This window comes from Clostridium magnum DSM 2767, assembly GCF_001623875.1.
Taxonomy (GTDB): Bacteria; Bacillota; Clostridia; order Clostridiales; family Clostridiaceae; genus Clostridium_AM; species Clostridium_AM magnum.
Genome location: NZ_LWAE01000001.1, coordinates 935,910 through 961,132, shown reverse-complemented (window position 1 = coordinate 961,132; position 25,223 = coordinate 935,910). Strand labels below are relative to the sequence as shown.

At 31.5% G+C, this 25,223-nt stretch carries 25 protein-coding genes; 1 reads left to right on the top strand and 24 read right to left on the bottom strand.

Annotated features, from left to right (window positions below):
• Window positions 1–40 precede the first annotated feature (40 nt).
• The 6 genes from CLMAG_RS04640 to CLMAG_RS04615 form a co-directional block, all read right to left on the bottom strand.
• The gene (locus CLMAG_RS04640; RefSeq protein ID WP_066618536.1) at window positions 41–856 is read right to left on the bottom strand and encodes a Nif3-like dinuclear metal center hexameric protein; all 816 of its coding nucleotides are present in this window, start codon (window positions 854–856) and stop codon (window positions 41–43) included.
• Complete coding sequence (locus CLMAG_RS04635; RefSeq protein WP_066618534.1) at window positions 853–1,536, bottom strand: tRNA (adenine(22)-N(1))-methyltransferase; 684 nt, start codon at window positions 1,534–1,536, stop codon at window positions 853–855. The genes CLMAG_RS04640 and CLMAG_RS04635 overlap by 4 nt, the downstream gene beginning before the upstream one ends.
• Before the next feature lie 96 nt (window positions 1,537–1,632).
• Window positions 1,633–2,520 carry a PH domain-containing protein gene (locus CLMAG_RS04630; RefSeq protein WP_066618533.1) on the bottom strand — a complete coding sequence of 296 codons (888 nt, stop codon included), beginning with the start codon at window positions 2,518–2,520 and terminating at the stop codon, window positions 1,633–1,635.
• An 82-nt stretch (window positions 2,521–2,602) separates the two neighbouring features.
• Window positions 2,603–3,688, bottom strand: coding sequence for an RNA polymerase sigma factor RpoD (gene rpoD, locus CLMAG_RS04625; protein ID WP_066618531.1), 1,086 nt, complete (start codon window positions 3,686–3,688; stop codon window positions 2,603–2,605).
• On the bottom strand, window positions 3,688–5,454 hold the full coding sequence (dnaG, locus tag CLMAG_RS04620; RefSeq protein ID WP_066618528.1) for a DNA primase: 1,767 nt from the start codon (window positions 5,452–5,454) through the stop codon (window positions 3,688–3,690). Before dnaG ends, rpoD begins: the two co-directional genes overlap by 1 nt.
• A gap of 234 nt (window positions 5,455–5,688) precedes the next feature.
• A complete protein-coding gene (locus CLMAG_RS04615; RefSeq protein ID WP_066618525.1) occupies window positions 5,689–6,717 on the bottom strand; it encodes a deoxyguanosinetriphosphate triphosphohydrolase in 1,029 nt (342 codons plus the stop codon).
• Window positions 6,718–6,840: 123 nt separating this feature from the next.
• Here CLMAG_RS04615 and CLMAG_RS04610 point away from each other — a divergent pair, with 123 nt between their 5' ends.
• Window positions 6,841–7,908, top strand: a complete 1,068-nt coding sequence (locus CLMAG_RS04610) for a CotS family spore coat protein (RefSeq protein ID WP_066618522.1) — start codon at window positions 6,841–6,843, stop codon at window positions 7,906–7,908.
• Between the two features lie 77 nt (window positions 7,909–7,985).
• Here CLMAG_RS04610 and ppdK read toward each other — a convergent pair whose 3' ends face one another.
• The 18 genes from ppdK to dnaJ form a co-directional block, all read right to left on the bottom strand.
• Window positions 7,986–10,619 carry a pyruvate, phosphate dikinase gene (gene ppdK, locus CLMAG_RS04605; RefSeq protein ID WP_066618519.1) on the bottom strand — a complete coding sequence of 878 codons (2,634 nt, stop codon included), beginning with the start codon at window positions 10,617–10,619 and terminating at the stop codon, window positions 7,986–7,988.
• Window positions 10,620–10,676: 57 nt separating this feature from the next.
• Complete coding sequence (gene ccpN / locus CLMAG_RS04600; RefSeq protein ID WP_066618516.1) at window positions 10,677–11,327, bottom strand: transcriptional regulator CcpN; 651 nt, start codon at window positions 11,325–11,327, stop codon at window positions 10,677–10,679.
• 370 nt (window positions 11,328–11,697) lie between these two features.
• Window positions 11,698–12,303, bottom strand: coding sequence for a DUF4342 domain-containing protein (locus CLMAG_RS04595; protein WP_066618513.1), 606 nt, complete (start codon window positions 12,301–12,303; stop codon window positions 11,698–11,700).
• Between the two features lie 48 nt (window positions 12,304–12,351).
• A complete protein-coding gene (gene recO / locus CLMAG_RS04590; protein WP_066618511.1) occupies window positions 12,352–13,140 on the bottom strand; it encodes a DNA repair protein RecO in 789 nt (262 codons plus the stop codon).
• Between the two features lie 60 nt (window positions 13,141–13,200).
• Window positions 13,201–14,085 carry a GTPase Era gene (gene era / locus CLMAG_RS04585; RefSeq protein WP_066618509.1) on the bottom strand — a complete coding sequence of 295 codons (885 nt, stop codon included), beginning with the start codon at window positions 14,083–14,085 and terminating at the stop codon, window positions 13,201–13,203.
• 18 nt (window positions 14,086–14,103) lie between these two features.
• A complete protein-coding gene (locus CLMAG_RS04580; protein WP_066618507.1) occupies window positions 14,104–14,502 on the bottom strand; it encodes a cytidine deaminase in 399 nt (132 codons plus the stop codon).
• A gap of 102 nt (window positions 14,503–14,604) precedes the next feature.
• Window positions 14,605–15,303, bottom strand: coding sequence for a diacylglycerol kinase (locus tag CLMAG_RS04575; RefSeq protein WP_066618504.1), 699 nt, complete (start codon window positions 15,301–15,303; stop codon window positions 14,605–14,607).
• 13 nt (window positions 15,304–15,316) lie between these two features.
• Entirely contained in the window at window positions 15,317–15,817 is a 501-nt protein-coding gene (gene ybeY / locus CLMAG_RS04570) for an rRNA maturation RNase YbeY (RefSeq protein ID WP_066618501.1), read from the bottom strand.
• A 27-nt stretch (window positions 15,818–15,844) separates the two neighbouring features.
• A complete protein-coding gene (locus CLMAG_RS04565; RefSeq protein WP_066618490.1) occupies window positions 15,845–17,920 on the bottom strand; it encodes an HD family phosphohydrolase in 2,076 nt (691 codons plus the stop codon).
• Window positions 17,921–17,956: 36 nt separating this feature from the next.
• Window positions 17,957–19,135, bottom strand: a complete 1,179-nt coding sequence (yqfD, locus tag CLMAG_RS04560) for a sporulation protein YqfD (RefSeq protein ID WP_082831792.1) — start codon at window positions 19,133–19,135, stop codon at window positions 17,957–17,959.
• Complete coding sequence (yqfC, locus tag CLMAG_RS04555; RefSeq protein WP_066618484.1) at window positions 19,128–19,412, bottom strand: sporulation protein YqfC; 285 nt, start codon at window positions 19,410–19,412, stop codon at window positions 19,128–19,130. The genes yqfD and yqfC overlap by 8 nt, the downstream gene beginning before the upstream one ends.
• A 91-nt stretch (window positions 19,413–19,503) precedes the next feature.
• A complete protein-coding gene (locus CLMAG_RS04550) occupies window positions 19,504–19,950 on the bottom strand; it encodes a GatB/YqeY domain-containing protein (RefSeq protein ID WP_066618481.1) in 447 nt (148 codons plus the stop codon).
• A gap of 26 nt (window positions 19,951–19,976) precedes the next feature.
• Window positions 19,977–20,153: a 30S ribosomal protein S21 gene (gene rpsU, locus CLMAG_RS04545; RefSeq protein ID WP_066618478.1), complete on the bottom strand. Its 177-nt coding sequence runs from the start codon at window positions 20,151–20,153 to the stop codon at window positions 19,977–19,979.
• 145 nt (window positions 20,154–20,298) lie between these two features.
• Window positions 20,299–20,643 carry a histidine triad nucleotide-binding protein gene (locus CLMAG_RS04540; RefSeq protein ID WP_066618476.1) on the bottom strand — a complete coding sequence of 115 codons (345 nt, stop codon included), beginning with the start codon at window positions 20,641–20,643 and terminating at the stop codon, window positions 20,299–20,301.
• A 105-nt stretch (window positions 20,644–20,748) separates the two neighbouring features.
• Window positions 20,749–22,053, bottom strand: a complete 1,305-nt coding sequence (mtaB, locus tag CLMAG_RS04535) for a tRNA (N(6)-L-threonylcarbamoyladenosine(37)-C(2))-methylthiotransferase MtaB (protein WP_066618473.1) — start codon at window positions 22,051–22,053, stop codon at window positions 20,749–20,751.
• Entirely contained in the window at window positions 22,053–22,805 is a 753-nt protein-coding gene (locus CLMAG_RS04530; protein WP_066618469.1) for a 16S rRNA (uracil(1498)-N(3))-methyltransferase, read from the bottom strand. The genes mtaB and CLMAG_RS04530 overlap by 1 nt, the downstream gene beginning before the upstream one ends.
• 83 nt (window positions 22,806–22,888) lie before the next feature.
• Window positions 22,889–23,824: a 50S ribosomal protein L11 methyltransferase gene (gene prmA / locus CLMAG_RS04525; protein ID WP_066618467.1), complete on the bottom strand. Its 936-nt coding sequence runs from the start codon at window positions 23,822–23,824 to the stop codon at window positions 22,889–22,891.
• A 120-nt stretch (window positions 23,825–23,944) separates the two neighbouring features.
• A complete protein-coding gene (gene dnaJ / locus CLMAG_RS04520) occupies window positions 23,945–25,078 on the bottom strand; it encodes a molecular chaperone DnaJ (RefSeq protein WP_066618464.1) in 1,134 nt (377 codons plus the stop codon).
• Between the last annotated feature and the right edge of the window lie 145 nt (window positions 25,079–25,223).

The following is a 25,223-nucleotide window of genomic DNA, read 5'->3' as shown; positions in this document are numbered from 1 at the left end:
ATTATAATATCACAGCACCTACGAAATTGCAAATAAAATATTACTTGTATTTGTAGGGACTTCTGCTAAACTCTGATTCAAATACAAAATTTTCGTATCCTTTAAATTTTAATTGATTTTTTAACCATTTTGCTACAACTTGCATAGCTGGCCATTCAGTTCCAAAGTGTCCCGCATCTATAACTGGAATTCCTTCTTCATTAAAATCACTAACATAGTGATAGGTTGTATCTCCTGTTATTATACAATCTGCTCCTAATCTTCTTGCCTCACTAAAGTAATCCTGTCCACTGCCATTTATAACTGCAACTTTACTAATCTTATAGGAATCTTCTCCAGAATATCTTAGAACAGGAATATTCAAGCTTGTTTTTACCTTATCACAAAGTTCCGATAGAGTTGTAGATTCAGTAACCGTTGCAATTCTACCAATACCAGTGTTATTGTCATTGTCTCCTCTTCTATCAGAAGGATCTATAGTAAAATAATTATTAAATCCTAGCAACTCCATAATTATCTCATTTATTCCTCCCTTAACAGAATCAAGATTAGTATGACTAGAATAAACATTAATATCGTTCTTTATAAGCTGTAATATCTTTTTTCCTATAAGAGTATCCGTAGTTATGCTATTAGGCTTTTTGAATATTAAAGGATGGTGGGTTAATATAAGGTTACATCCTTTTTTCTTCGCCTCTTCTATTACTTCTAATGTGCAATCCAAAGCTACAAGTATGGAAGTTATCTCACAGTCCCTGTCTCCTACCATAAGCCCCACATTATCGTAGCTTTCCTTAAACTTCGCAGGAGCATGCTCTTCCATTATTCTATGTAAATTTTTTACTTTTAAAGTCATTTCAGTAACTCCTCCAGCCTTTTTATATTCTCCTTTAATTCCACTTTTCTTTTTTGTGCTAAATCTGTGTTGTCTTTTATACTGTGGAATATCTTTTCACCTCTTTGAATTTTATATTCTATAAACTCTTTAAGAAGAGGATGTTTTTTACTTAACAGCTTTTCTCCAACTTCATAGAATATGCTATCAACACTTTGAACGTTATTATCATATTTTATTTTTATTATTTCATAAAACTTATTTTCATCAATACACAATTCTTCATCTATTATTTTATACCCTTTTGAATAAATATATTCTCTTAGTACCTCAGGGTTTTGAACTGGCTGAAGTATTGCGAATTCAGCTTCCTTAAATATATCTATATTCTCTTCTATAATATCTCTTATTAAATTACCACCCATACCGGCAATAACCAATCCTTGAACTTCTCCTTTTTTTAAGGTAGAAAGTCCTCCACCTAATCTGCAATTAACTTTATCCTGCAAATCTTCAATTCTCACATTAAACTTTGCCTTCTCAACAGGTCCCTTATTGATATCAGAAGCTATAGCTCTATTACACACTCCTTGCTTTATCAAATATATAGGTATATACCCATGATCCGTCCCTATATCTGCAACACATTCACATTTATCAACCATCGAAGCAATAGTTTTAAGTCTCAAACTAAGTTCCATATTTAACTCTTCACTCCTGTACTTATTTGTCTTTTAGTTACCTAACATCAAACATTAACTTACATTAGGTATTCCTACGTTAATGCTTGTTGCTACTTATCTGAAGGTAACTAATATTCTAAATTGCATAATCAAAAAAACTAGAGATATAATTAAAGATACATATATAAATTTATATGCAGACTTTCTATCGTATTTTGCACAAAAATATGAAGCATAATACATACAGAAAAGAATTGCCATATTAAGCACTCCATATATAGTTTGCTTAAAAGCAAATTGCTTGCCTGTCCCAAATTTCACTGCAACAAACTGTGAGTTAAAATTTAGCGGCATCATGGCAGGAAGCTTGTTATATAAATACAATATCAGTGGATTTAATGTAATTATCAGTGTAACAATAGCTACAATTATTAAAGGAATAAGAAATTTTTTATCTTTATGAAGATGTATATTCCTATTTACCTTATACTCCCAAACCACAGGAGATACTCCTTTTTTATTCAACTCTCTTTCAAATTTATCAAAGTCTTCAGGAGATAATCCATAATTAATATCTTTTGTCTTTAGATAAATTACATTATCTGTTGAAGTAACAAACATATAGGTAATTCCTATTTTATCAATTATAGCTCTTCCAATGGCAAAATGATTCTTACCATATCCAGATAATTTTACACCTCTTATATGTCCTTTTGCTTTTGTATATCCTTCTATTTCGCTAAAAGAAATTTTAACTTTTTTAATTCCCAATGCACTATTAATGTGTAGATTTTCATCATCCATAGAATATTTTAATGACGTGTATATAATTAAGTAATAAATCTGATATATATTAAAAACAACAAGAACTATTTTAAGCAAACTTGAAATTTCATAGGAATTCATGAAAAATAACAAAGTTATAAACAAAGCATTATATAGTACGCTTATACCTAATATAGGATATACTCCCGAGCCTTTAATTGACTTATAATTTTCCACACCATCACCTTCCTATATATATTATAACATAGTTTACAAATATATTACTGAGTATAGTAAAAGCACCATAGTTTAAGGTGCTTTAATCTAAATAATCCTTTAATTTTTTACTTCTGCTTGGGTGTCTTAGTTTTCTTAGAGCCTTTGCTTCTATTTGTCTTATTCTTTCTCTTGTAACATTAAATTCTTTACCTACTTCTTCTAAAGTTCTAGCTCTTCCATCATCTAATCCAAATCTAAGTCTTAATACTTTTTCTTCTCTAGGAGTTAGTGTATCCAAAACATTTATAAGCTGTTCTTTTAGCATAGTAAAGGCTGCTGCTTCTGCCGGTGCAGGTGCTTCATCATCAGGTATAAAGTCTCCAAGGTGACTATCTTCTTCTTCTCCTATTGGTGTTTCAAGTGATACAGGTTCTTGTGCAATCTTCATGATTTCTCTTACTTTGTCTACTGGCATTTCCATAATCTTAGCTACTTCCTCAGGTTGTGGTTCTCTTCCTAATTCTTGAAGAAGCTGTCTTGAAACCCTTATTAATTTATTAATAGTTTCAACCATATGAACAGGTATTCTAATAGTTCTAGCCTGATCCGCTATAGCTCTTGTAATTGCCTGTCTTATCCACCATGTAGCATAGGTACTGAATTTGTAGCCTTTTCTGTAATCAAACTTTTCTACCGCTTTTATAAGTCCAAGATTTCCTTCTTGAATAAGGTCAAGGAACAACATACCTCTTCCAACATATCTTTTCGCTATACTTACTACAAGTCTTAAGTTAGCTTCTGCTAATTTCTTTTTAGCTACTGGATCTCCATCTTCTATTCTTTGTGCTAAATTAATTTCTTCATCAGGAGAAAGTAATGGTACCTTTCCAATTTCTTTTAAATACATTCTTACAGGGTCATCTATTGCAATACCTTCAGGAATACTTAAGTCCAAGTCTCTTTCATCAACTTCTACATCCTGCATATCTCCAATGACTTCTATTCCCATAGATTCGAGTACTTCATATATTTTTTCTATTTGCTCAGGGCTTAGATCTATTTCATCTAGTTCATCCATTATTTCTTTATAGGTTAAAGTGCCACTTTTCTTACCTTTTTCAATAAGCTTTTTAACAATTTGCATTTTCGCACTCTTATCTTTCATTATTTTTCCTCCTTCAGCCATTACTGTATCCCACCAATCTTTCTTTGTATTTCAATAAGTTCCTTTGCCAATTTCAAGGACTCTTCTATGTTTCCCTCTAATTCACATTGTTTGATTCTATTCATAATGTATTTTTTCGACTCCTCTAACCTATATTTTTTTATTCCTCTTATGTAATCATTTATCATGCTTTCATAATCATAGTCATTATAAATTAAATCTGTCTCTAGAACATTAACCCATTCTTTCGAGGTATCTACGTCATCACATCTTGATTCTATGTGTTTTTCCATTTCAGCTTTGCTAAATTTGATATTCTCAACGATATAACCGTATATTTTTCTATGACTTTCTAAAATAAGATCATCTTTTTTTATATTATTTACTACATATTCAAAAGCTTCATTATCATTTGTCATAATCTTCAAAAGTGCTCTCTCCGCCTTTAAATATGCTGGTTCTAAATATAATTTTTGTCCAAAATCCCCATCTATATTCACATTTTCATCTTTTTTTACATTTTGTTGAATCTTGTTGTTTAACATATCAAATAAAGCCTGATCCCTAATTTTAGTTTCTTCCGATATTTTTTTTACATAAATTTCTGTTTCTATAGGATCCAAATCAGCTATTACCTTTAAAGCTTTTTCTGCATATTTTATTACATCATTAGAATTATTAAGATTACTGCTTTCTCTTATTACTTTAATTTTATAATCTGTCAATGTGAGAGCTTCATCTATGAGTTTCAAAAAAGCTTCTCTGCCATTATTCCTTACAAATTCATCCGGGTCCTTTCCCTGAGGGACTGTCAAAACCCTTACTTCTAACCCTACTTGCTTAAGTATCTCCAATCCTCTCATCGTCGCCATTTGTCCAGCACTATCTGCATCGTAAGAAATAATAACTTTATCTGCATATCTTTTTATGAGTTTTGCTTGGTTTATAGTAAGAGCAGTTCCGAGTGAGGCTACTGCATTAGTTATACCCTGCTGGTGAAGTGATATGCAATCCATATATCCTTCAACTATAATAAGCGCTCTAGAATTATTACTTTTTATTGCAAAATTTAGTCCATAAAGATTAATTCCTTTTTTAAATAGAGTAGTTTCTGGTGAATTCAAATATTTAGGCTTTGAGTCATCTAAAACTCTGCCTCCAAAACCAATAACTTTACCTCTATAATCAAAAACTGGGAATATAATTCTATTTCTAAACCTATCATAGCAAGAACCCTTTTGACTCTTAATTATTAGTCCGCCAGTGAGCATATCTAACTCTGTATACCCTTTGCTTATTAGATGCTTAAATATACCATCCCAACTATTTAGTGAAAAACCAAGACCAAATTTCCTGATGGTACTTTCAGTTATGCCTCTATTAAGTAGGTATCTTTTAGCATTATCATTTTCCTGCAAAGATTTAAAGAAATACCTAGCAGCAGCTACATTTAATTTATATAGCTTTTCAAAACTATCTTTATTCTCTCTGTCATTATCCAATTCCAAATCTATATTTGCTTTATCTGCTAAAAGCTTTAATGCTTCAGGAAATGTCAAATTTCTAGTTTTCATAACGAAGGTTATAACATTGCCAGCCTCTCCACAGCCAAAGCATTTATATATTTGCTTATCTTGAGATACACTAAAAGACGGGGTCTTTTCGTGATGAAATGGACACAAACCGGAATAGTTTCTTCCTGCTCTTTTTAGTTTTACGCTTTCAGATATAATATCTACTATATCATTTGCCTCTTTTACTTTCTGAATGACATCTTCCGATATCAATAAGTACTCCCACCTATCTTAAATTTATTTATACCCAGAAGTATTTATATTCGACATAAATTACTGCATTCCTTCTTCAAAATTAAATATTTTTCTTTTAATAATATTTAATATTTATATATATTCTTTATAAACATTAAATATCCTTCAAACAATATAACTTTTAATAAGTAAATTTAAAATTTATTAAAATATACAATGTTTATTTTACCCATTTGTATGGAAAAATTATTCCTAATAAACAACAATTTTAGGCACATATATATCATTAAATAGCAATAAGCAATAATCATCGCTCATACCTGCTATATAGTCAGCAACGCCTATGTATAGGCCCTCTTTCTTAACGATATCCATATAAAATTCTGGCATCTTCTCTGGATATTTAAGAAAATACCTAAATACCTGTTCTAATACAAACTTTGCCTTATCTCTTTCTATCTTTAATACAGATCCCTTATATATGTTTTCAAACATAAAATTTCTCAATTCCGCTAATTGATTAGCTATCTCATCGCTTAATGAGACTTCTATCATTCCCTTATTTATATTACCCAAAGTATTATAAATACAATCCTTAACTAATGTATCTATTCTTTCACTATTGCTTTTTCCTAATACATTTATGGAGTTTTTAGGCAAATCTTCTTCTCTTAATAATCCTGCCCTTATAGAGTCATCTATATCATGATTTACATAGGCAATTTTATCACTATACCTTACAATCTGACCCTCTAAGGTAAAAGCTTTAGAACTTGAGCTTGAAAATCCACTGTGATGCAGTATACCATCTAATACTTCTTCAGTAAGATTTAACCCCTTTCCCAACTTTTCTATCTTAGTTAAAACTCTTACACTATTTTCATTATGTCTAAAACCACCAGGTAAAAGTTTGTCCAGAACTTCTTCACCATTATGTGCAAAAGCCACGTGGCCTATGTCATGTCCCATAGCAATTGCTTCAATTAAGTCTTCATTAAGTCCTATGCCTTTGCCAATAGTTTTTCCTATTTGTGCCACTTCCAATGTATGGGTAAGTCTTGTTCTATAATGATCTCCCCAGGTTTTTATATAAACTTGTGTTTTATGCTTAAGTCTTCTAAAGGATTTACTGTGTATTATCCTATCCCTATCTATCATGAAAGCTGTTCTTAGTTCATCATCGCTTTCATTATTTTTCCTCCCTTTTGTGTTTGATGAAAATGATGCTTGATCTATTAATATTAATTTTTCTCTTTGCTCTAGTTTCTCTCTTAAAATCATATAAATCACCTTATAAATTTATTCTATATAAATATTTAAAACTCCTTTTTTTAATGAAAATGTATATTATAAAAAGATATTTAATATTATTATATGGAAATAGCTTTTTAAGGAGTGTTTAAAGTGCCTTATCCTCCTAAACAATATAACTTAGATTTATTATCTGAAGAAAATGTAAAAAAATACGTACTTCCTAAATATAATCTACAGCACGCACAAGTTACTAGAGTTAAATTTAAAGATACAGATAAGCAGAGAGCAGTCTATAAGGTAGAATACTTAGAAAAAACCTACTGTCTAAAGAAAGTGTATTTCTCCATAGAAGAGTTACTTTTTGTTTATTCTTCCGTGGAATGGTTGTATAGACATGGTATAAAGGTTCCAAGAATTCTCCCTACAAATGATAAAGGTAGGTTTGTAGAATATAATAATATGCTATTCATATTGACTCCTTGGGTAGAAGGAATGAAATGTAGTTTTGACAATATAGAACATGTACTTTCCTCTGTAGTTAACTTATCTAACATCCATACCATAGGTAAAAAATTTATTCCTATAGAGGGAAGCACTACACGAAAAGATTTCCAAAGCCTTCATAATTCTTTAAACAAACATTTTGAACAACTTCTTTCCTGCTCTAATTTAGCCTATAAATATAACGATAAGTTTTCAAAAACATTTTTACAACATTCCGATATAAACTTATTATTAGCTCAAATTGCTGTGCAAGTATCTTCTTCTATAAACTACAAGAATTTAAGTTCATCTTTGTGTCATTTAGATTATGTTAATAAAAATATAATCTTTGATGAAAATAATAAATTATGGGTTATAGATTTTGATAAGTGCTGTATGGATTATTGTACTCATGATATTTCCTATTTTTTAAGAAGACTTTTAAAAAGAGAAAAAACAAACTGGGACTTAAAACTTGCTAAAAGTTGTCTTCAATCCTATGAGAAGAGTCATCCTTTAAACCTAGATGAATATAAGTATATTCTTTCATATGTATGCTTTCCTCAAAAATTTTGGAAAATCTCAAAAGACTATTATAATAACATCAAAAGATGTAATCATAAATCTTTCCTATACTTGCTGAATAAAGCTACTGAAAAAGATTTACAGCATTTGAACTTTATTATATGTTTTGGAAAATATATAGAAAAGAAATTTAATACTAAAATAACATAAGAGGCTATTGCATAATGTATAAAAATCCATTATGCAATAGCCTTTTCCTTATAGTTTCAGCTTAACTTAACTAAAGATTACTTTCTAGGTTTTTTAACTTCAGCCTGAGCTGCAGCAAGTCTTGCTACCGGCACCCTAAATGGTGAACAAGAAACATAATCTAACCCAACATTATGGCAGAATTCAACAGAAGAAGGATCTCCTCCATGTTCTCCGCAAATTCCCAAATGAATATCTGGTCTTGTGCTCTTTCCAAGTTCTACAGCCATCTTAACCAGCTTTCCTACCCCATCTTGATCTAACTTTTGGAATGGATCAAATTCATATACTTTCTTATCGTAATAATCCCTCAAGAACTTTCCTGCATCATCTCTTGAGAAACCAAAAGTCATTTGTGTTAAATCATTTGTTCCGAAAGAGAAAAACTCCGCTTCTTTAGCTATCTCATCTGCAGTAATAGCAGCTCTTGGTATTTCTATCATTGTTCCAACTAAATATTTAAGGTCTATGTTTTCAGCTGCTATTATTTCATTAGCAACTGTCACAACTATATCTTTAACGTACTTTAACTCTTTTACTTCCCCAACCAGTGGTATCATTATTTCAGGAACAATATTATACCCTTTTCTTCTCTTAACATCTATTGCCGCTTCTATTATAGCTCTAGTTTGCATTTCCGCTATTTCTGGATAAGATACAGTTAAACGGCAACCTCTATGTCCCATCATAGGATTAAATTCATGTAGAGACTCTATCGTTAATTTTAACTCTTCAGGAGTTAAATCCATTTCTTTTGCTAAATCCTTTATATCCTCATCTTCCGTTGGCAAGAACTCATGTAATGGCGGATCTAGGAATCTAATAGTTACCGGCCTATCCTCCATAGCTTCATAAATACCTATAAAATCTTTTCTCTGCATTGGTAACAATTTTGCTAAAGCTTTTCTTCTTTGCTCTTCAGTTTTCGATATTATCATCTCTCTAACTGCTGATATTCTATCTTCATCAAAAAACATATGTTCAGTTCTGCAAAGACCTATACCTTCTGCTCCAAATTTAATAGCCTGATTAGCATCTCTTGGTGTGTCAGCATTAGTTCTAACCTTCAATGATCTTACTTCGTCAGCCCACTTCATAAATGTTCCAAAATATCCGCTTATTTCTGGATCAACAGTTTTTATTGCCTTTCCATAAACATTTCCAGTACTACCATCCAGTGATATATACTCACCTTCATGATATACATTTCCTCCAACTTCAAAAGTCTTAGCTGCCTCATTTACTCTTATGTCACCACATCCAGCTACGCAGCAGGTTCCCATTCCTCTAGCAACAACAGCTGCATGAGATGTCATTCCCCCTCTAACAGTAAGTATACCCTCTGAAGCTACCATACCTTCTATATCTTCTGGCGAAGTTTCAAGTCTTACTAGTATTACTTTCTCACCCTGTTCATGATGTTCTTTTGCATCTTCCGCTGTAAAATATATTTTACCACAAGCAGCCCCTGGTGATGCCGGAAGCCCCTTAGCTATGACAAAAGCATTTTTCAATTCACTTTGATCAAAGTTTGGGTGTAAAAGAGCATCTAACTGTTTTGGGTCTACTTTCATAACAGCTTCTCTAGTTGTAATAAGACCTTCATTAACCATGTCAACGGCTATCTTTAAAGCTGCCTGAGCTGTTCTTTTTCCATTTCTTGTTTGTAAAAAATATAGCTTACCTTGTTCTATGGTAAACTCCATATCCTGCATATCCTTATAGTGGTTTTCCAAATTTTGAGCTATCTTCATAAATTCATCATAGCAATCAGGTAAATCTTGATGCAGTCTTGATATAGGTTGCGGAGTTCTTATACCAGCAACAACGTCTTCTCCCTGCGCATTTATTAAATATTCTCCAAATATAAGTTTTTCACCAGTAGCAGGATTTCTCGTAAATGCTACCCCTGTTCCTGATGTTTCCCCCATATTTCCAAATACCATTGATTGAACGTTTACTGCTGTTCCCCAATCACCTGGTATATCATTTAATCTTCTATATACTATAGCTCTTGGATTATCCCAAGATCTAAATACAGCTGTTACTGCTTCCAATAATTGCTGCTTTGGATCTTGCGGGAAGGATGTTCCCATTTCTTTTTCATATATATTCTTATACTTGTTAACAATATCTTTTAAGTCTGAAGCTGTTAAATCAGTATCAAATTTAACACCTTTAAGTTCTTTAGCCTCATCAAGCACATCTTCAAATTTTCTCTTTTCTATTCCCATAACAACATCTGAAAACATTTGAATAAATCTTCTATATGAATCATATGCAAATCTTTCGTTATTAGTTAGCTTCTTCAAGGCCTCTACAGTTTCATCATTTAATCCTAAGTTTAGTATAGTATCCATCATTCCAGGCATTGAAGCCCTTGCACCAGATCTTACTGAAACTAACAACGGATCACTTGTACTACCAAACTTTTTACAGGCTATTTCTTCAATTTTAGCTAGAGCTCCATAAATCTGATTTACTACTTCATCTGCCATCCTTTTGCCATCATCATAGTATTTAGTGCAAGCTTCTGTTGAAACTGTAAACCCCTGTGGCACAGGTATCCCTAAATTAGTCATTTCTGCAAGGTTGGCGCCTTTTCCCCCAAGTAAATTTTTCATGCTAGCATTTCCTTCGGTGAACAAGTATACATACTTTTTACTTTCCATAAAGTCACATCCCTTTATTTGGTATTTTGGTATATATCAACGGATATTTTTATCCGTTTATCCAACTTGATTGTTTCCCCCCATTTTTACAAATAACCTTGTGATATTTGTTTTGGAAACTTTGCCCACAATTTTCAATACCTCTTTTGACCCATTAAATGTTCTTTCTATTACTGGAAGACTGTCTACTTCATGTTCCATAATTTTTTGTGCTACCAAATATGCAGTATCCTCTTTTTCCACAAATATTATATTAGGCATTCTTGTCATTATTATACCAACAGGAACCTTATGCATATCAGTCCCCCCTATTGCCATCTTAAGGAAATCTTTTCTAGATACAGCTCCGGTAAGTACTCCTCCACTTTCTATGAACAGGGTACCTACATCATTTAAAAATAAATGGACTATAGCATCATACACAGTTGTATTCTCATCAACCATTACTGGTTTAGACATAATGTCCTTTACCTTAATATTCCTTATATAATCATATATCAAGCTGTAAGAGGGTTTTTGTGAATATATATATCCTACCTTAGGTTTTGCTTCTAAAATTCCTGTCATAGTGAGTATGGCTAAATCTGGTCTTAATGCAGCTCTTGTAACGCTTAATTTTGCTGCTAATTGTTCACTTGTTATTGGCTCAAGTTCTTTTACTAATTTTATTATTTCTTCTTGTCTTGGTGATAACTTAATGGTACTCACCCTCCCTCTTTATAATGTAATTACAACACTTTCTCAATCTTTTTTAGTAATCAGTGTAACACTTTTTCTATTTTATCATATTTGCTTATGGTTATTATAACATTACATACTATTAATAGTATAGCATTTTTATATCCTTACTTTTAAGTTTATATTTGGTTTTATGACTATATTCCTTTAAAAACAAGAAAATTTTCACAAAATCTTTATATTATACTTAAAATACTGCTATTTATATTATTTACTTGAAATTAATCAAATATTTTCATCTATATATAAGCTATACAGAAATTTAGATAATTATTACATGAAGGAGAAAAAGTCAGCAGTTAATCATATGCTGACTTTTATATATTATTCAAGTTTAGTGCTATTTATTTTCTTGATCTTTATTTTCTTTATCTATATCTTCAAATTTTACAGTATATTGATATGTGTTTTCTTCTTCGTCTTTCTCTTCTTTATTACTAAATTTATCTTTTACTGAGGATGCAGCATCAAAAACCTTATCCTTTACATCTTTTACTGTTTCTTTCATATCCTGCATAGTATCTTTTACACCAGTCTTAATAATTTTGTTTACAACTTCTACTGTTCCATCATCTTTAGTGATCTCTATTGTAACCTTAGTTACCACTGCTGTTAAAATTCCTATAGCAATTAGTGGTGGCCATATTAACACTGTTAAAGTTGCTGCAATACCAGCATTTACAGGGATATCAACTATAACCTTTTCATCTTTTTTTATTCTTATTCTATTTACATTTCCTTTTTTAACCAAATCTTTTAACCAATCTAAAAATTCATCCTTTGAAGTATATATATTGTTCATAGTTGTCTTTTTGTTCTGTTCAATATATATTAATGCATCTACTACATTTCCACTACAAGCCTCTAATGCCTCTTTCGCATCAGTATAACTAACACCAGTTCTTTCTCTTATAATATCAATTTTTTCTAGTGTAATATCACTCATTTCTTTCACTCCTTTTATTAATTTAAATAGAAATTATTTTAATTTACATCAAACCTTATCTTCATGAAACTCTGTTAGATAATTAAATATTTCCAAACTTTTAGGCTTTCTAAAATAATTTTGTTCTATAAGTATAGATAGGAGCTTATATAATTCTCTTTTTACTTCTTTAGACAACGTAACTCTATAAATGTTTTCCAAAGGAACTTTAGTCAAATATTTAAGAGCATTATATGCTGCATAGCTTATGTATGTACCATTAACCCTCATACAATCCTTACAAACTCCTCCTGAGTACTGTAGACTAATATAATTAGAAGAAGTTAATTTTTTTCTGCAAATACAACAATAATCCAAACTGAATGCATATCCTGTTGCTTGTAAAATCTTTATTTCAAAAGCTCTTGCTAGTGTTTCTATATCTACTGCATTATTTTTTATAAGATAAAAAGCTGTGACAAGATGTTTAAAGAGTTCTCTGTTACTTTCCTCATCCTGCATACATATATCTACAAGTTCACATAGGTAGGCAGAATAGGTTAAAGTATCTAAATCACTCATCAAATCTTGAAATGAATCTATTACCGAGCTTTCGTTTATTATATATAAGCTTTTTCCTCTATATACTACATAATCTCCATAGCAAAACTGCAGTGTGGTGGAAAAAAGATTGCTCCTATTTTTCTTAGAACCTTTCGCAATGGTGGATATTTTCCCTAATTTTTCACTAAAGAGCCAAACTAGTTTATCTGATTCTTTTATATCTTGGGTTTTAATGACTACAGCTCTAGTTTTAAATATAGACAGAAAACCACCCCCAACTGTATTATGCCCAATTATAAAATATATTTTTACAAATTTTTATCTTTTTTAACTTTTTAAATGAATTTTTGCATATTATTTTTTGTATCCAAGCTCTTTCAAGAGATTATTGCTGTCTCTCCATTCTTTCTTAACCTTTACCCAAAGTTGTAAATTAACTTTAGTTCCTAAGAAATTCTCAATATCTTGTCTAGCATAAGTAGATATCTTTTTTAGCATTGAACCATTTTTGCCTATTATAATTCCTTTATGAGAGTCTTTCTCACATAAAAGATTTGCATCAATATGATATGTTCCATTGTCACTTTTCTTCATTGCAATAATTTCTACTGCTGTACCATGAGGTACTTCCTGAGAAAGAAGTCTTAAAGCTTTTTCTCTTATGGTCTCAGCCACAATAAATCTTTCCTGCTGATCTGTTACCATATCTTCTGGGTAGTATTTAGGTCCTTCAGGCATATATTTTACCATCAGTGTTTTAAGTTCATCTACATTTTTTCCCTTTAATGCAGATATAGGTATAATTTCAGTAAAATTAAACACTTCAGAATAATTTTTAAGTGTTTCAGCTACTTTATCTGCTGTATTTTCATCAATTTTATTTAAAACTAAAAATACTGGTACATCACACTGTTTTAGCTGTTCTAGTATATGCATATCTCCCTTTCCTACTTCGATTTCTGGAGTAGTTAAGAACAGTACTAAGTCTACTTCTTTAATTGAATCTTCAGCAATTTTAACCATATATTCGCCAAGCTTATGCTTTGGTTTATGAATTCCTGGTGTATCTACAAACACAAGCTGAAAATTATCTTCTGTTAGTATAGTTTGTATGTTATTTCTTGTAGTTTGAGGCTTGCAAGATACAATTGATAACTTTTCTCCCATTATCCAATTTAATAGTGTTGATTTACCCACATTAGGTCTTCCTATAATTGTCACAAATCCTGATTTAAACATATATTCTCTCCTTATTTTTTACTTTTGTAGATCTTTTTTAGTAAAAGCTCCCGGCAAAATTTCTTCTAAGTTTTTTACTATATATTCGTCTTTGTTTTTAGCGATTATTATTTTTATATCTTCTGCAGCAAATTCTGCAATTACCTGTCGGCAAATTCCACAGGGATAAGTATAATCATTTTCTAAGCCAACTATAGCAATAGCTTTTATTTCTTTATGTCCATCGGATATTGCTTTAAATATAGCCGTTCTTTCTGCACAATTTGTAGCCCCATAAGATGCATTTTCTATATTACAACCAGTATATATACTGTCATCCTCCATAAGTATAGCTGCTCCAACCTTAAAATTAGAATAAGGCACATATGCATTACTTCTTCCTTCAAAAGCTTTGGATACTAAAATCTTATAGTTCATATTTATTCCTCCATAAATATTTTTACCCGTGGTAAAATAATTATATCCTCTAGTCACGTAAATAAATTATAGCACTATTTACATTCATTTCAATATTTTTCTCTAACCAAATACTCTAAATAGCAATACTGTAATCAAGGTTCCAAATACCCCGCCAACAATAACTTCCATTATAGAATGAACCTCTGAATCAACTCTGCTTTGAGCTACTATGAAAGCCAATACATAGCTTAAAATAACTACCGTAAACTGCCCTGTTATAAGTGCTATAGTTGTTGCTATAGAAAAAGCTATTGCACTATGCCCACTAGGCATTCCACCTTTAAGTGGTGTTCCTTCGCCAAAAATTGCTTTTACTACTATAGTTGCTATGATTACAATAGCTAGTATTATAAATATAGTATAAGGATTTGTAGTTTTTACTTTCCTAATAACTATAAAATTTATATACTTAAGTTTATCCCAAAATATTATATATCCAACCAAAATAGCATTTACAGCAGTTACTAAGACTCCTCCTGCAGCTACATTTTTAGCAATCTTTACCAAAGGATGATAATAATTTGTGGTAGCATCTACAGCGAATTCTATTGCTGTATTTATGAGCTCTGCCATTATAACCATACTTACAGTTATACTTATTGCTAAAATCTCCATTTTACTTAAATCATAAAAGAAACAGGCAGTTAAAACAAGCAGAGCTGAGATCATATGTATTCTCATATTCCTCTGAGTTCTAACTGCGTATATAATTCCTTCGATTGCATAATTAAAACTATCTAACAATTTTTTAACCTTCATTATAAATCCCCATTTATCTTGTTAATGCAAATCTATTTAATATCTCTTCTTCTCTTTTTCTCATAATTTCTTTCTCTTCTTCCTCCATGTGGTCGTATCCCAAAAGATGAAGAACTGAATGTACTGTAAGGTAAGCTGCTTCCCTTAAAAAGGAGTGATCAAACTCTACACTTTGTTCCTTTGCTTTCTCAAGAGAAAGAGCTATATCTCCTAATACTAAATTACCATCATCTAAATCGCTTGGCTCAAATTCATAATTTAAATAAACCTCCTTAAAAACTCTCCCATTTGGATAACTGAGCATTGGGAAAGAAAGGACATCTGTAACCCTATCAATATTTCTATTTTCTCTATTTATATCTCTAATTTTTTCGTTATCAATAAATATTATACTAATTTCACAAGGAATTTCTACCTTTTCCTCTTTTAATGCATGTTCTATAACAGTCTCTATGGTATTTTTAAGTTTTTCTGTTACTTCTATTTTATCCTGTCTGTTATCTATAAAAATCATTTATCTATCCTCCGATTAACCTTAACTTTATTTATTTGCCCATTTATCTTCTGGATATTCTATTCTCTCATGATATATACCTGTCAAAACTTTTAGAAAGGCTTCTCTTATCTTATTCAAGTCTTTCAAGGTAAGATCGCAGTTATCAAGCTGTCCTTCATTTAATCTATCTTTTATAATATTATTTACCATCTCTTCTATTTTACCCTTAGTAGGATCATTTATAGACCTTACAGCAGCTTCAACACTATCTGCTAGCATTATTATTGCCGACTCTTTTGTATCTGGTATAGGGCCCGGATACTTAAAATCTTCTTCTTTTATATCTTCAGGTCTCTCACTAGAATTTTTCATAGTTATATAAAAATACTTTACAAGAGTTGTACCATGATGTTGTTCTATTATATCTATTATTGACTTAGGGATTTTATATTCTTTTGCCAATTCCACTCCATCTTTTACATGGGAAGTTATTATAAGAGTACTCAAATTAGGGGTTATTTTGCTATGTGGATTATCCTTTCCTAATTGGTTTTCCTTAAAAAAATAAGGTCTCTTTATCTTTCCTACATCATGATAATAAGCTGAAACTCTAGCAAGGACTGGATTGCCTCCAACTACCTCTGCCGCTACCTCTGCAAGATTACCCACTAAAATACTGTGATGATAACTTCCCGGCGCTTCAATAAGTAATCTCTTTAACAGTGGATTATTAGGATTAGATAGTTCTAAAAGCTTTATTGTGGTTACAATATCAAAGGTACTTTCAAAAAACGGTAAAAAACCTATAGTAAGTACACCTGATACCACACTGGCAATTCCTGCAAACAAAGTTTTATTCGCTACGTCTACGCCATTGTTGCTTAGTAAAAAACCCAAGGAGAAAGTCAGTATAATGTTAATAGCAACTATATATAAGGATGCGTATAAAATATCATTCCTTTGCTGCATTTTTTTTAAGATTATAGACCCAAAAATAGCATTTACTATAGATAATATAGTTATTTCTATACTAAACTCTACCGCCCCACTTATTAATATACAATTTAATACACTTATAATCAGTGAAACCCTATAGTTTACCAAAAGCGTAAAAATCATCGGTATACAAGCAAGGGGTATTAAAAATGGTGAAATAATTGAAAGTGATCTAGCTAAAAGTATAGCTATACAATTTAATATATTTATCATTATAAGTTTTTTTGCATCATAATATATATCACTATGATATCTAAAAAGATAAAACCATTGAATAAACATAACTAGAAGTATCAATACTATTAAGCATATATATATATACCATTGAAAGCGAGAGTTATTATTTAATAGTCCTAAGCTTTTAAGTATATCTATTTGGTTCTTAGTAACAGGTTCTCCCTCTTTTATGATTATTTGGTCCTTTTTAATCATAACAGGAGCAACCCTCCTTATGGCATCCTTTTTAAGTTCTTCAGTCTTTTCTTTATCATAAAAAAAATTAGGCGTAATTAAAGAGTACCCTAGGGTTGAAGATATTTCCTTTAAGGACTTAGATAGTTTGGAGCTGTTAACCTTAAGCAGTATACTCTCCTGTGCTTTTTTTATATCTTCTTGGTTGTCCTTTTGACTATTATCACTTATATTATTATTATCATAAATATCTGACATGGTTTTAACTAAAAAATCCTGCAATATCTTTAGTTCGTCCTTACTAATTTTTATAAGTGTTGAATAATCATCGTCTGATAAGCTAACCTCACCGTTATTTTTTAGTTTCTGAACCTTCTCCTTATCATCAATTGATAAATCCTTTATTTGTGATAGTGCTAAAAAAAAGGAGTTTAGTCTATCAATGGTTTCTGTTTTTACCTCTGTTCTTTTATTATACTGAATAGGTACCGAATCAACAGCTTGCTGAGTTCTAGCTTCCGTAGACAACTCATCCTTGACTTCTCTGGGTGCTTTTATATCAACTCGTGCAATATCCCCTTCTTTTAAGCTGTATTTTTTGGTTACTAATGAAGTTACTAATACCGAATATATAAATATAAACGTCAATACAAATATTATTATCCTATTAAATTTTTCACCTACAAATAGTTTCTTTAGTGATATTGTTCCCATAATAAACCACCTTTGTTTATCCTTATATGTTTTATCCTATTGTTGCTTTTGATCTTGTTGTTCTTTTGGTTGTTCAGGAATTGACTCTTTTAAGGCAACATTTTCTTCTGCTACTACTAATACCCTTACCTTATACGTATCTCCAGCCTCATAACTCACTATTTTATCTATAATTTTAACAGACTTATCTAGATTTGAACATATTTTTGAGTAAAGTTGATTTGCTGTTTCCTCCACTACCATCTTAGGATCATTATGAATGGTAGTTTCCTTTACCTCATAAAAAGTTTCTGTTCTAGTAAAGAACTTGCTCTCTTCTATTTTATCATATTTAGCAAATTTATTTGTAGATTTTTTTAGATAGAGTTTTTTTCCACCCAGTTCTATATACACGTTGCTATCCTTTTTACCTGTTCTTTCTTTTTTTATTTCACTTATTTTAGCTTCTTTAACTTCCTCGTAAAAAGTCCTACATATAACATCTCCAACGGCATGAACAGCATATGTAGCCCCTTCCTTTCCTTGCTCACCTTTGACAAGGATCTGCCCTTGTCTAATCATATCTCCCTGTTTTACCACAGGTGTTCCAGCAGTTGTATACACCCTTACAACTTCTCCATCCCTTCTAGCGACTAAATTACAGGGTCCATCCTCTGGAATAATAGTAGGGGGAGATTGTCTTTCTGCAGCAGAAATCTTTAAATTAGCTCCTTCTATTCTAGCTTTAACCCACATTATACTATCATTATTTTTCATAAGTTTTCCTTCAATATCATATACATTTACATTTTTTTTACTGATTCCCGGCTTTATTCCATAAGAATTTAACTGCTGTCTTATTTCATAGGGAGATAAATATTTATCTGAACTTATTTCTATATTCCAAATAAAGGTGGACAAATAATATATTATGCCAATAAATAATATTATACCAGCCACTAAAGCTATCCTTCTTTTTATCTTTATTAAAAAGAAAGCAAGTCCCCTTCTTCCAACTATCCTTATTTTAGTTTTTGTTCTTTTAGCTATATCTTCTATTTTATCATAGTCTTTAAGACTGATTTCCATAGTCATGGTAGTTATGCTCTTCTTTTTAATATTCCTTATATAAACACCATTTTTCCACATCAGGTTAACAAACTTTTCAGGTATAAGGGATTGAATTTCTATAGTAATTATTCCGCTTTTATATTTTTCAAAATTTAATTTACTCATTTCCCTCATAAGCAATAGATTTGAATTTTCCGCCTATTGTTATGGTACTACCACCCATAAACAATATCTCAAATCTACTTCCGAATATTGATATTAACCCTACCCCTGAATTAATCTTAACCTGATTCTCACCAAAAAGCACAACTCCTTTATGGTTTTCAATAATTATTTCATTGTCACCTGTAACAGTAATCTTTGGCATATTAAGGATTATGTCTCTAGGTAAATCTAGTTTATCTGCAATATTTTGCTTTGTCCTATATAATTTATCCTCCACTTTATCACCTCTAAAAATTCTTTCATACTAATTTATGAAGCATAAATTTAATAAATGACAAAATAAAAAAGGTTGAGATAAACTCAACCTTTTATTTATTTAAATATTGTTTTACAATTTGACTAACAAGCCTGCCATCAGTTCTTCCTTTAGTTCTAGGAACAACTATAGCCATAACTTTTCCCATATCTCCTATGCTATTAGCGCCCACCTCATCAACTGCCTGACGAACAATTCCGGAAATCTCCTCTTCACTTAACTGCTGAGGAAGGTAACCTAACAAGATTTCTATTTCAGCATTAGCCTTATCTATCAAATCCTGCCTGTTTCCTTTTTCAAATTCTAATATAGCTTCACGTCTTTGCTTAACTTCCTTTGCTAATACATCAAAGATTTGTTCATCGTCAAGCTGCTCTCCATCAGTTTTTTCTACTAATAGAATAGCCGCTCTAGCCATACTGATTGTATCCGTTTTAAATTTATCCTTAGCTTTTAAAGCTTGCTTCCAGTCTTCCTGTAATACTTCTTTAAGAGACATTATTTAGACCTTCTTTCAAAAGTACTCTATTTAAACTTTCTCTTTCTTGCAGCTTCTGATTTCTTTTTTCTTTTTACACTTGGTTTTTCATAGTGTTCTCTTTTTCTAACTTCAGAAAGAACACCAGCTCTAGCGCATTTTCTCTTAAATCTTCTTAATGCACTTTCTATAGTTTCATTTTCTCCAACTCTTATTTCTGACATATCTTATCCCTCCCTCCGCTAGCTCAATTTAATTTTCAAAATTAAACGCAGCCAATGTGGGTCACATAGCACATTGACTATTATACAACATACCTTTAGAAGCTGTCAACAATTTCGTTTCATCTCATTGGTTCTATTTTTAAATTTAACCTGGCGGCCACTGAAGTGCTCTACCACCTAACACATGAAAATGAATGTGATGGACTGTTTGGCCTCCATCATCTCCACAATTTGTAACCACTCTATATCCTGTTTTATCTATACCTAATTTCTTAACTATTTCTTTTACAACTATATATATGTGAGCAATTATCTTAGAATCTTCCTCAGCTATTTCATTTAAATTACTTATATGTTTTTTAGGTATTATTAAAACATGTGCTGGAGCACATGGACTTATATCCTTAAAACCTAGTACCATATCATCTTCATAAACCTTATCAGATGGTATTTCACCTTTTATTATTTTACAAAAAATACAATCTTCCACTGTTTCACCTCCCTTGATTTTATAGTATTCAATATTTATATGAAATATCCTTCTAACCACAATAAAGTTTTCAAAATTTTAATTTTTACATCATATATCGATTTTTTACTGGATGATATCCCCTTTTATTTGCTCACCTTTAATTTCTATAAGCTTAGTATTTACAATCTGTTCATCTATACTTTTATTGCTACTTGCTACTACTTTTATATAATTAGAAGTATACCCTTCATAGACACCTTCTAAACCATTGTGTTTCTGTTCATATAACACAGGCATATCCTCACCAATAAACCTACTCATAAATTCTCTCTCTAATTCTTTATCAAGCTCTATAAGTTTGCTACTTCTTTCATCTTTAACTCTTCCATCTACTTGATTCTTCATTTCTGCAGCTTTAGTACCTTTTCTAGGACTATATTTAAATATGTGCATTTTAGACAACTTTATTTCTTTTAGAAATTCATAAGTAATATTAAACTCTTCTTCTGTTTCTCCTGGAAATCCAGCTATAATATCTGTAGTTATCGATACATTCTTTATATTTTCTCTTAAATCTTCTACTATCTTCCTATATTCTGATGTAGTATACCGTCTATTCATTCTCTTAAGAGTCTCATCACATCCACTCTGTAGTGAAAGATGAAAATGAGGACACAGTTTTTTTAATGAACTTATTTTTTCTATTACACCTTCTGTAAAGAATTGAGGATCAATGGAACCTATTCTTACTCTCTCAATCCCCTCTACAGTATCTATTTCTTGTAATATACGTACTAAATTCCAGTCCTCACTTAAATCAGCTCCATAAGAAGCTATATGTATTCCCGAAAGAATTATTTCCTTAAAACCGTGGGCTGCTAATTCTTTAACTTCCTTTATGATTTTTTCTGGTTCTTTACTGCACACTGCACCTCTAGCAAAGGGAATTAAGCAATAAGAACAAAATCTATTGCATCCATCTTGAATTTTTAAGAAAGCCCTAGTTTTTTCTTGATATTCATCTATTCTTAAATCTTCAAATATATCATTTCTAAGTACATCTTCAACTTGTATTACTTGGTCTCTCTCTTCTCTCGCTCTATTAACCCAATATACTATATCTCCCTTATTTTTAGTTCCAAGTACTACATCAACACCTTGTATTTTGGCAACTTCTTCAGGAGCAATTTGCGAATAGCATCCAACCGCTGCGATCACTGCATCTTCATTTGTTCTTCTAGCTCTACTTATCATCTGTCTAGATTTTCTGTCACTCATATTAGTTACAGTACATGTATTTATAACATATACATCTGCATAGCCCTCAAATGGCACTACTTTATAACCTTCTTTTATAAACTTTTCTGTCATAGCTTCAGTTTCATACTGATTAACTCTACAACCTAAAGTAGTAAAGGCAACTTTCATTAGCTTATTCCTCCTAAATCTCCTAGCTCATACATGATTAAAGATACACAAACAAACCCTGCTGTTTCTGTTCTAAATATTCTTGGTCCAAGTGTTACTATATATGCTTCCAATTCTTTAAGTCTATTTATTTCTTCTTCCTCAAAACCGCCTTCTGGCCCAATTATTACTGCAATTTTTTTAATATGACTTTTATTTATAGAGTTCACCATATTCTTAATACCATGACCTTCTGCATTTTCATAAGGAACTACTATTAAATCCATATTTTTTAATAACTCTAAAAGCCCTTCAAATTCTAATGGAGTATTTACCTTAGGTATTATACTTCTTTTGCTCTGCTTACAAGCCTCTAGTACAATTCTGTTCCATCTATCTAATTTTTTAAATTCTCCTAACTCGTTTTTTACTACAACTCTATCTGTAATTATAGGTGTTACTTCCTTTACCCCAAGTTCAGTAGCTTTTTGAACAATTAAATCCATTTTACTAGATTTAGGAAGACCCTGAAACAGATATATTTCTACCGGACTTTCATTATTTAATGCTAATTTTTCAACACATTTTACCGTAACCTGTTTTTTATTTACATCCTCAATTTGTCCTAAGAATTCCTCTCCATCGCAGTTATTTATACTAACATTATCTCCAACCTCAAGTCTTAAAACCTTATATATGTGCTTTACATCGTCACCTTCAATAATAGCAGTATCTCCAAGTATATTACTCCTTGGAACAAAAAATTTATGCACAACAACCACCTCTTCTTAACAAAGAATTAGGCATCTGAAACAAAATATACTAGCATACCCACTAGTTACTTTTTGAAGATGCCTTATAGTCTAGCAACAATACAAACCCACTCTCCGTCAACATTTACTTCTTCAACTACGAATCCTGATTCTTCAAGTTTTTTTACCACATCATTCTTTCTATCTAATATTATTCCTGAGGATATAAACCTTCCCCCCTCAGCAATAAAGTCTTTAACTCCATCAACTAAGAATATTATTACATCAGCAATAATATTTGCAACTACAATATCAGCCTTTCCTTCAATAACTTCCATAAGGTCTCCATGAAGTATTTTTATATTATTTATGTTGTTGTATTTAACATTTTCCGATGCAGAGTTTACTGCTACAGGATCTAAATCAACACCAATAACCTCTTTTGCTTTTAACTTTGCTGCAGTTATAGCTAATATTCCTGAACCTGTTCCTATATCGAAAACTGTAGATTCTGGTTTTACATACTTCTCTAGAGCTTTAATACACATTCTTGTAGTCTCATGGGTTCCTGTACCAAAAGCCATTCCTGGATCAAGCTCTACAATTATTTCTTCGTCTTTTACTTCGTAATTTTCCCATATAGGTTTTACAACTATTCTGTCACCTATCTTAGTAGGCTTATAATACTTCTTCCAATTATTTTCCCAATCTTCTTCATTCACCTTAGATGCAGTAATTAACCCCTTACCTTTCTCTATGCCAAACTCATCTAAATTGTTAACGCTATCTTTTATATATTTTAAATATTCATCAAAATGTTCATCCTTCTTGTAATATCCCTTTACAATTGCTCCTTCTTTTACCACTAGTAAAGTTTCATCAAAATAGTCCCAATCACCTGGATTCTTTTTCTTGAACTCTATATCCTCAGGGTCTTCTATTGATACACCCTTAACTCCTGTATTATATAATATACCTGATACTGCTTCTACAGCCTCACTACTAGTAACAATTGTGACTTCCATCCATTCCTTATCCATACCTTACCTCCACTTTTTCTTAATAAGTCTACTTTATAATTATAGCCTAACACTGTCAATACATATCATAAGAAAAAACTTTGTTTCTCTAATTATGAGAAACAAAGTTTTTTAACTGCCTTACTTTAAACTATCCTTTATTTTGTCGATAAAAGACTTCTTAGATCCCTCTCCCTCTGGCATTTCTCCACTAGCTTCCATATATGCTAAAAGGGCTTCTTTTTGCTTCTGATTTAGGTTCTTAGGAATATCAACAACTACATTAACATATTGATCTCCTCTACCATGGCTGTTAACTCTTGGTACTCCTTTTCCTTTTAACCTAAACACAGTTCCTGGTTGTGTACCTTCTGGAACCTCATATTTAACATCACCATCTACAGTTGGTACCTTAAGTTCTGTTCCCAGTGTAGCCTTTGCAAAGCTTATATGTGTATCAATATAGATATCAAAGCCTTTTCTTTTAAAAGTAGGATGGCTAGCAACTCTTATATTTACATATAAGTCTCCTGCTGGTCCACCATTATTGCCATGCTCGCCCTGTCCTCTCATAGGCATTATATTCCCTGTATCCACACCTGCTGGTACGTTAATTTTTATCTTTCTCTGCTTTCTGACTTTTCCTTTTCCCTTACATTCCGTACATGGGTCTGTAATTATTGTTCCCTTACCACTACATTTGTCGCAGGTACTCATGCTTACAAAGCTGCCAAGAGGTGTGTTTCTCTGAACCCTAACCTGTCCTGTTCCACCACACTTATCACAAGTCTTTGGATGACTACCATGCTTAGCGCCAGTTCCACTACATTTTTCACAGCTTTCACTTCTTGTTATATTGATTTGTTTCTCGCATCCAAAAACTGCCTCTTCAAAGGTTAAACTTAAAGTATATTCAAGGTCACTGCCTTTTTCAGGTCCATTTCTTCTTCTTCCGCCACCACCGGAGAAGCCACCGCCGAAGAAAGAGTCGAAAATATCTCCAAATCCGCCAAAGCCTGAAAAATCAAATCCACCCTCAAAGCCTCCGCCGTTAAAGTCAGTAGTTCCATATTGGTCATATTGAGCTTTCTTTTGCGGGTCTGAAAGCACCTGATAAGCTTCATTTAATTCCTTAAATTTTTCCTCTGCTTCTTTATCACCTGGATTTCTATCTGGATGGTATTTAAGTGCTTGCTTTCTAAATGCTTTCTTTATTTCATCATCACTTGCACCTTTCTCTAACCCAAGTAGTTCATAAAAATCTTTTTTTGCCATCCTTTTTTCACCACCTATTAAATTTCCTCAATAACTAACTCACATCTATAGCTTTTTAGCTATTTTGCAAAAATGTTTATTAATTCTTGAAATTTACTCCTTAGCTAACTATAACTGATTTAAATCTCACTTAATTACAACACTA

Excerpts from the sequence above, each read along its gene's own strand:
- CLMAG_RS04640 (WP_066618536.1), bottom strand. The coding sequence starts at position 856 with ATGACTTTAAAAGTAAAAAATTTACATAGAATAATGGAAGAGCATGCT.
- CLMAG_RS04635 (WP_066618534.1), bottom strand. The coding sequence starts at position 1,536 with ATGGAACTTAGTTTGAGACTTAAAACTATTGCTTCGATGGTTGATAAA.
- rpoD (WP_066618531.1), bottom strand. The coding sequence starts at position 3,688 with ATGGCTGAAGGAGGAAAAATAATGAAAGATAAGAGTGCGAAAATGCAA.
- CLMAG_RS04615 (WP_066618525.1), bottom strand. The coding sequence starts at position 6,717 with ATGATTTTAAGAGAGAAACTAGAGCAAAGAGAAAAATTAATATTAATA.
- ppdK (WP_066618519.1), bottom strand. The coding sequence starts at position 10,619 with ATGGAAAGTAAAAAGTATGTATACTTGTTCACCGAAGGAAATGCTAGC.
- CLMAG_RS04595 (WP_066618513.1), bottom strand. The coding sequence starts at position 12,303 with ATGAGTGATATTACACTAGAAAAAATTGATATTATAAGAGAAAGAACT.
- era (WP_066618509.1), bottom strand. The coding sequence starts at position 14,085 with ATGTTTAAATCAGGATTTGTGACAATTATAGGAAGACCTAATGTGGGT.
- CLMAG_RS04580 (WP_066618507.1), bottom strand. The coding sequence starts at position 14,502 with ATGAACTATAAGATTTTAGTATCCAAAGCTTTTGAAGGAAGAAGTAAT.
- CLMAG_RS04575 (WP_066618504.1), bottom strand. The coding sequence starts at position 15,303 with ATGAAGGTTAAAAAATTGTTAGATAGTTTTAATTATGCAATCGAAGGA.
- ybeY (WP_066618501.1), bottom strand. The coding sequence starts at position 15,817 with ATGATTTTTATAGATAACAGACAGGATAAAATAGAAGTAACAGAAAAA.
- CLMAG_RS04565 (WP_066618490.1), bottom strand. The coding sequence starts at position 17,920 with ATGGGAACAATATCACTAAAGAAACTATTTGTAGGTGAAAAATTTAAT.
- yqfD (WP_082831792.1), bottom strand. The coding sequence starts at position 19,135 with ATGAGTAAATTAAATTTTGAAAAATATAAAAGCGGAATAATTACTATA.
- CLMAG_RS04550 (WP_066618481.1), bottom strand. The coding sequence starts at position 19,950 with ATGTCTCTTAAAGAAGTATTACAGGAAGACTGGAAGCAAGCTTTAAAA.
- rpsU (WP_066618478.1), bottom strand. The coding sequence starts at position 20,153 with ATGTCAGAAATAAGAGTTGGAGAAAATGAAACTATAGAAAGTGCATTA.
- mtaB (WP_066618473.1), bottom strand. The coding sequence starts at position 22,053 with ATGAAAGTTGCCTTTACTACTTTAGGTTGTAGAGTTAATCAGTATGAA.
- prmA (WP_066618467.1), bottom strand. The coding sequence starts at position 23,824 with ATGGATAAGGAATGGATGGAAGTCACAATTGTTACTAGTAGTGAGGCT.
- dnaJ (WP_066618464.1), bottom strand. The coding sequence starts at position 25,078 with ATGGCAAAAAAAGATTTTTATGAACTACTTGGGTTAGAGAAAGGTGCA.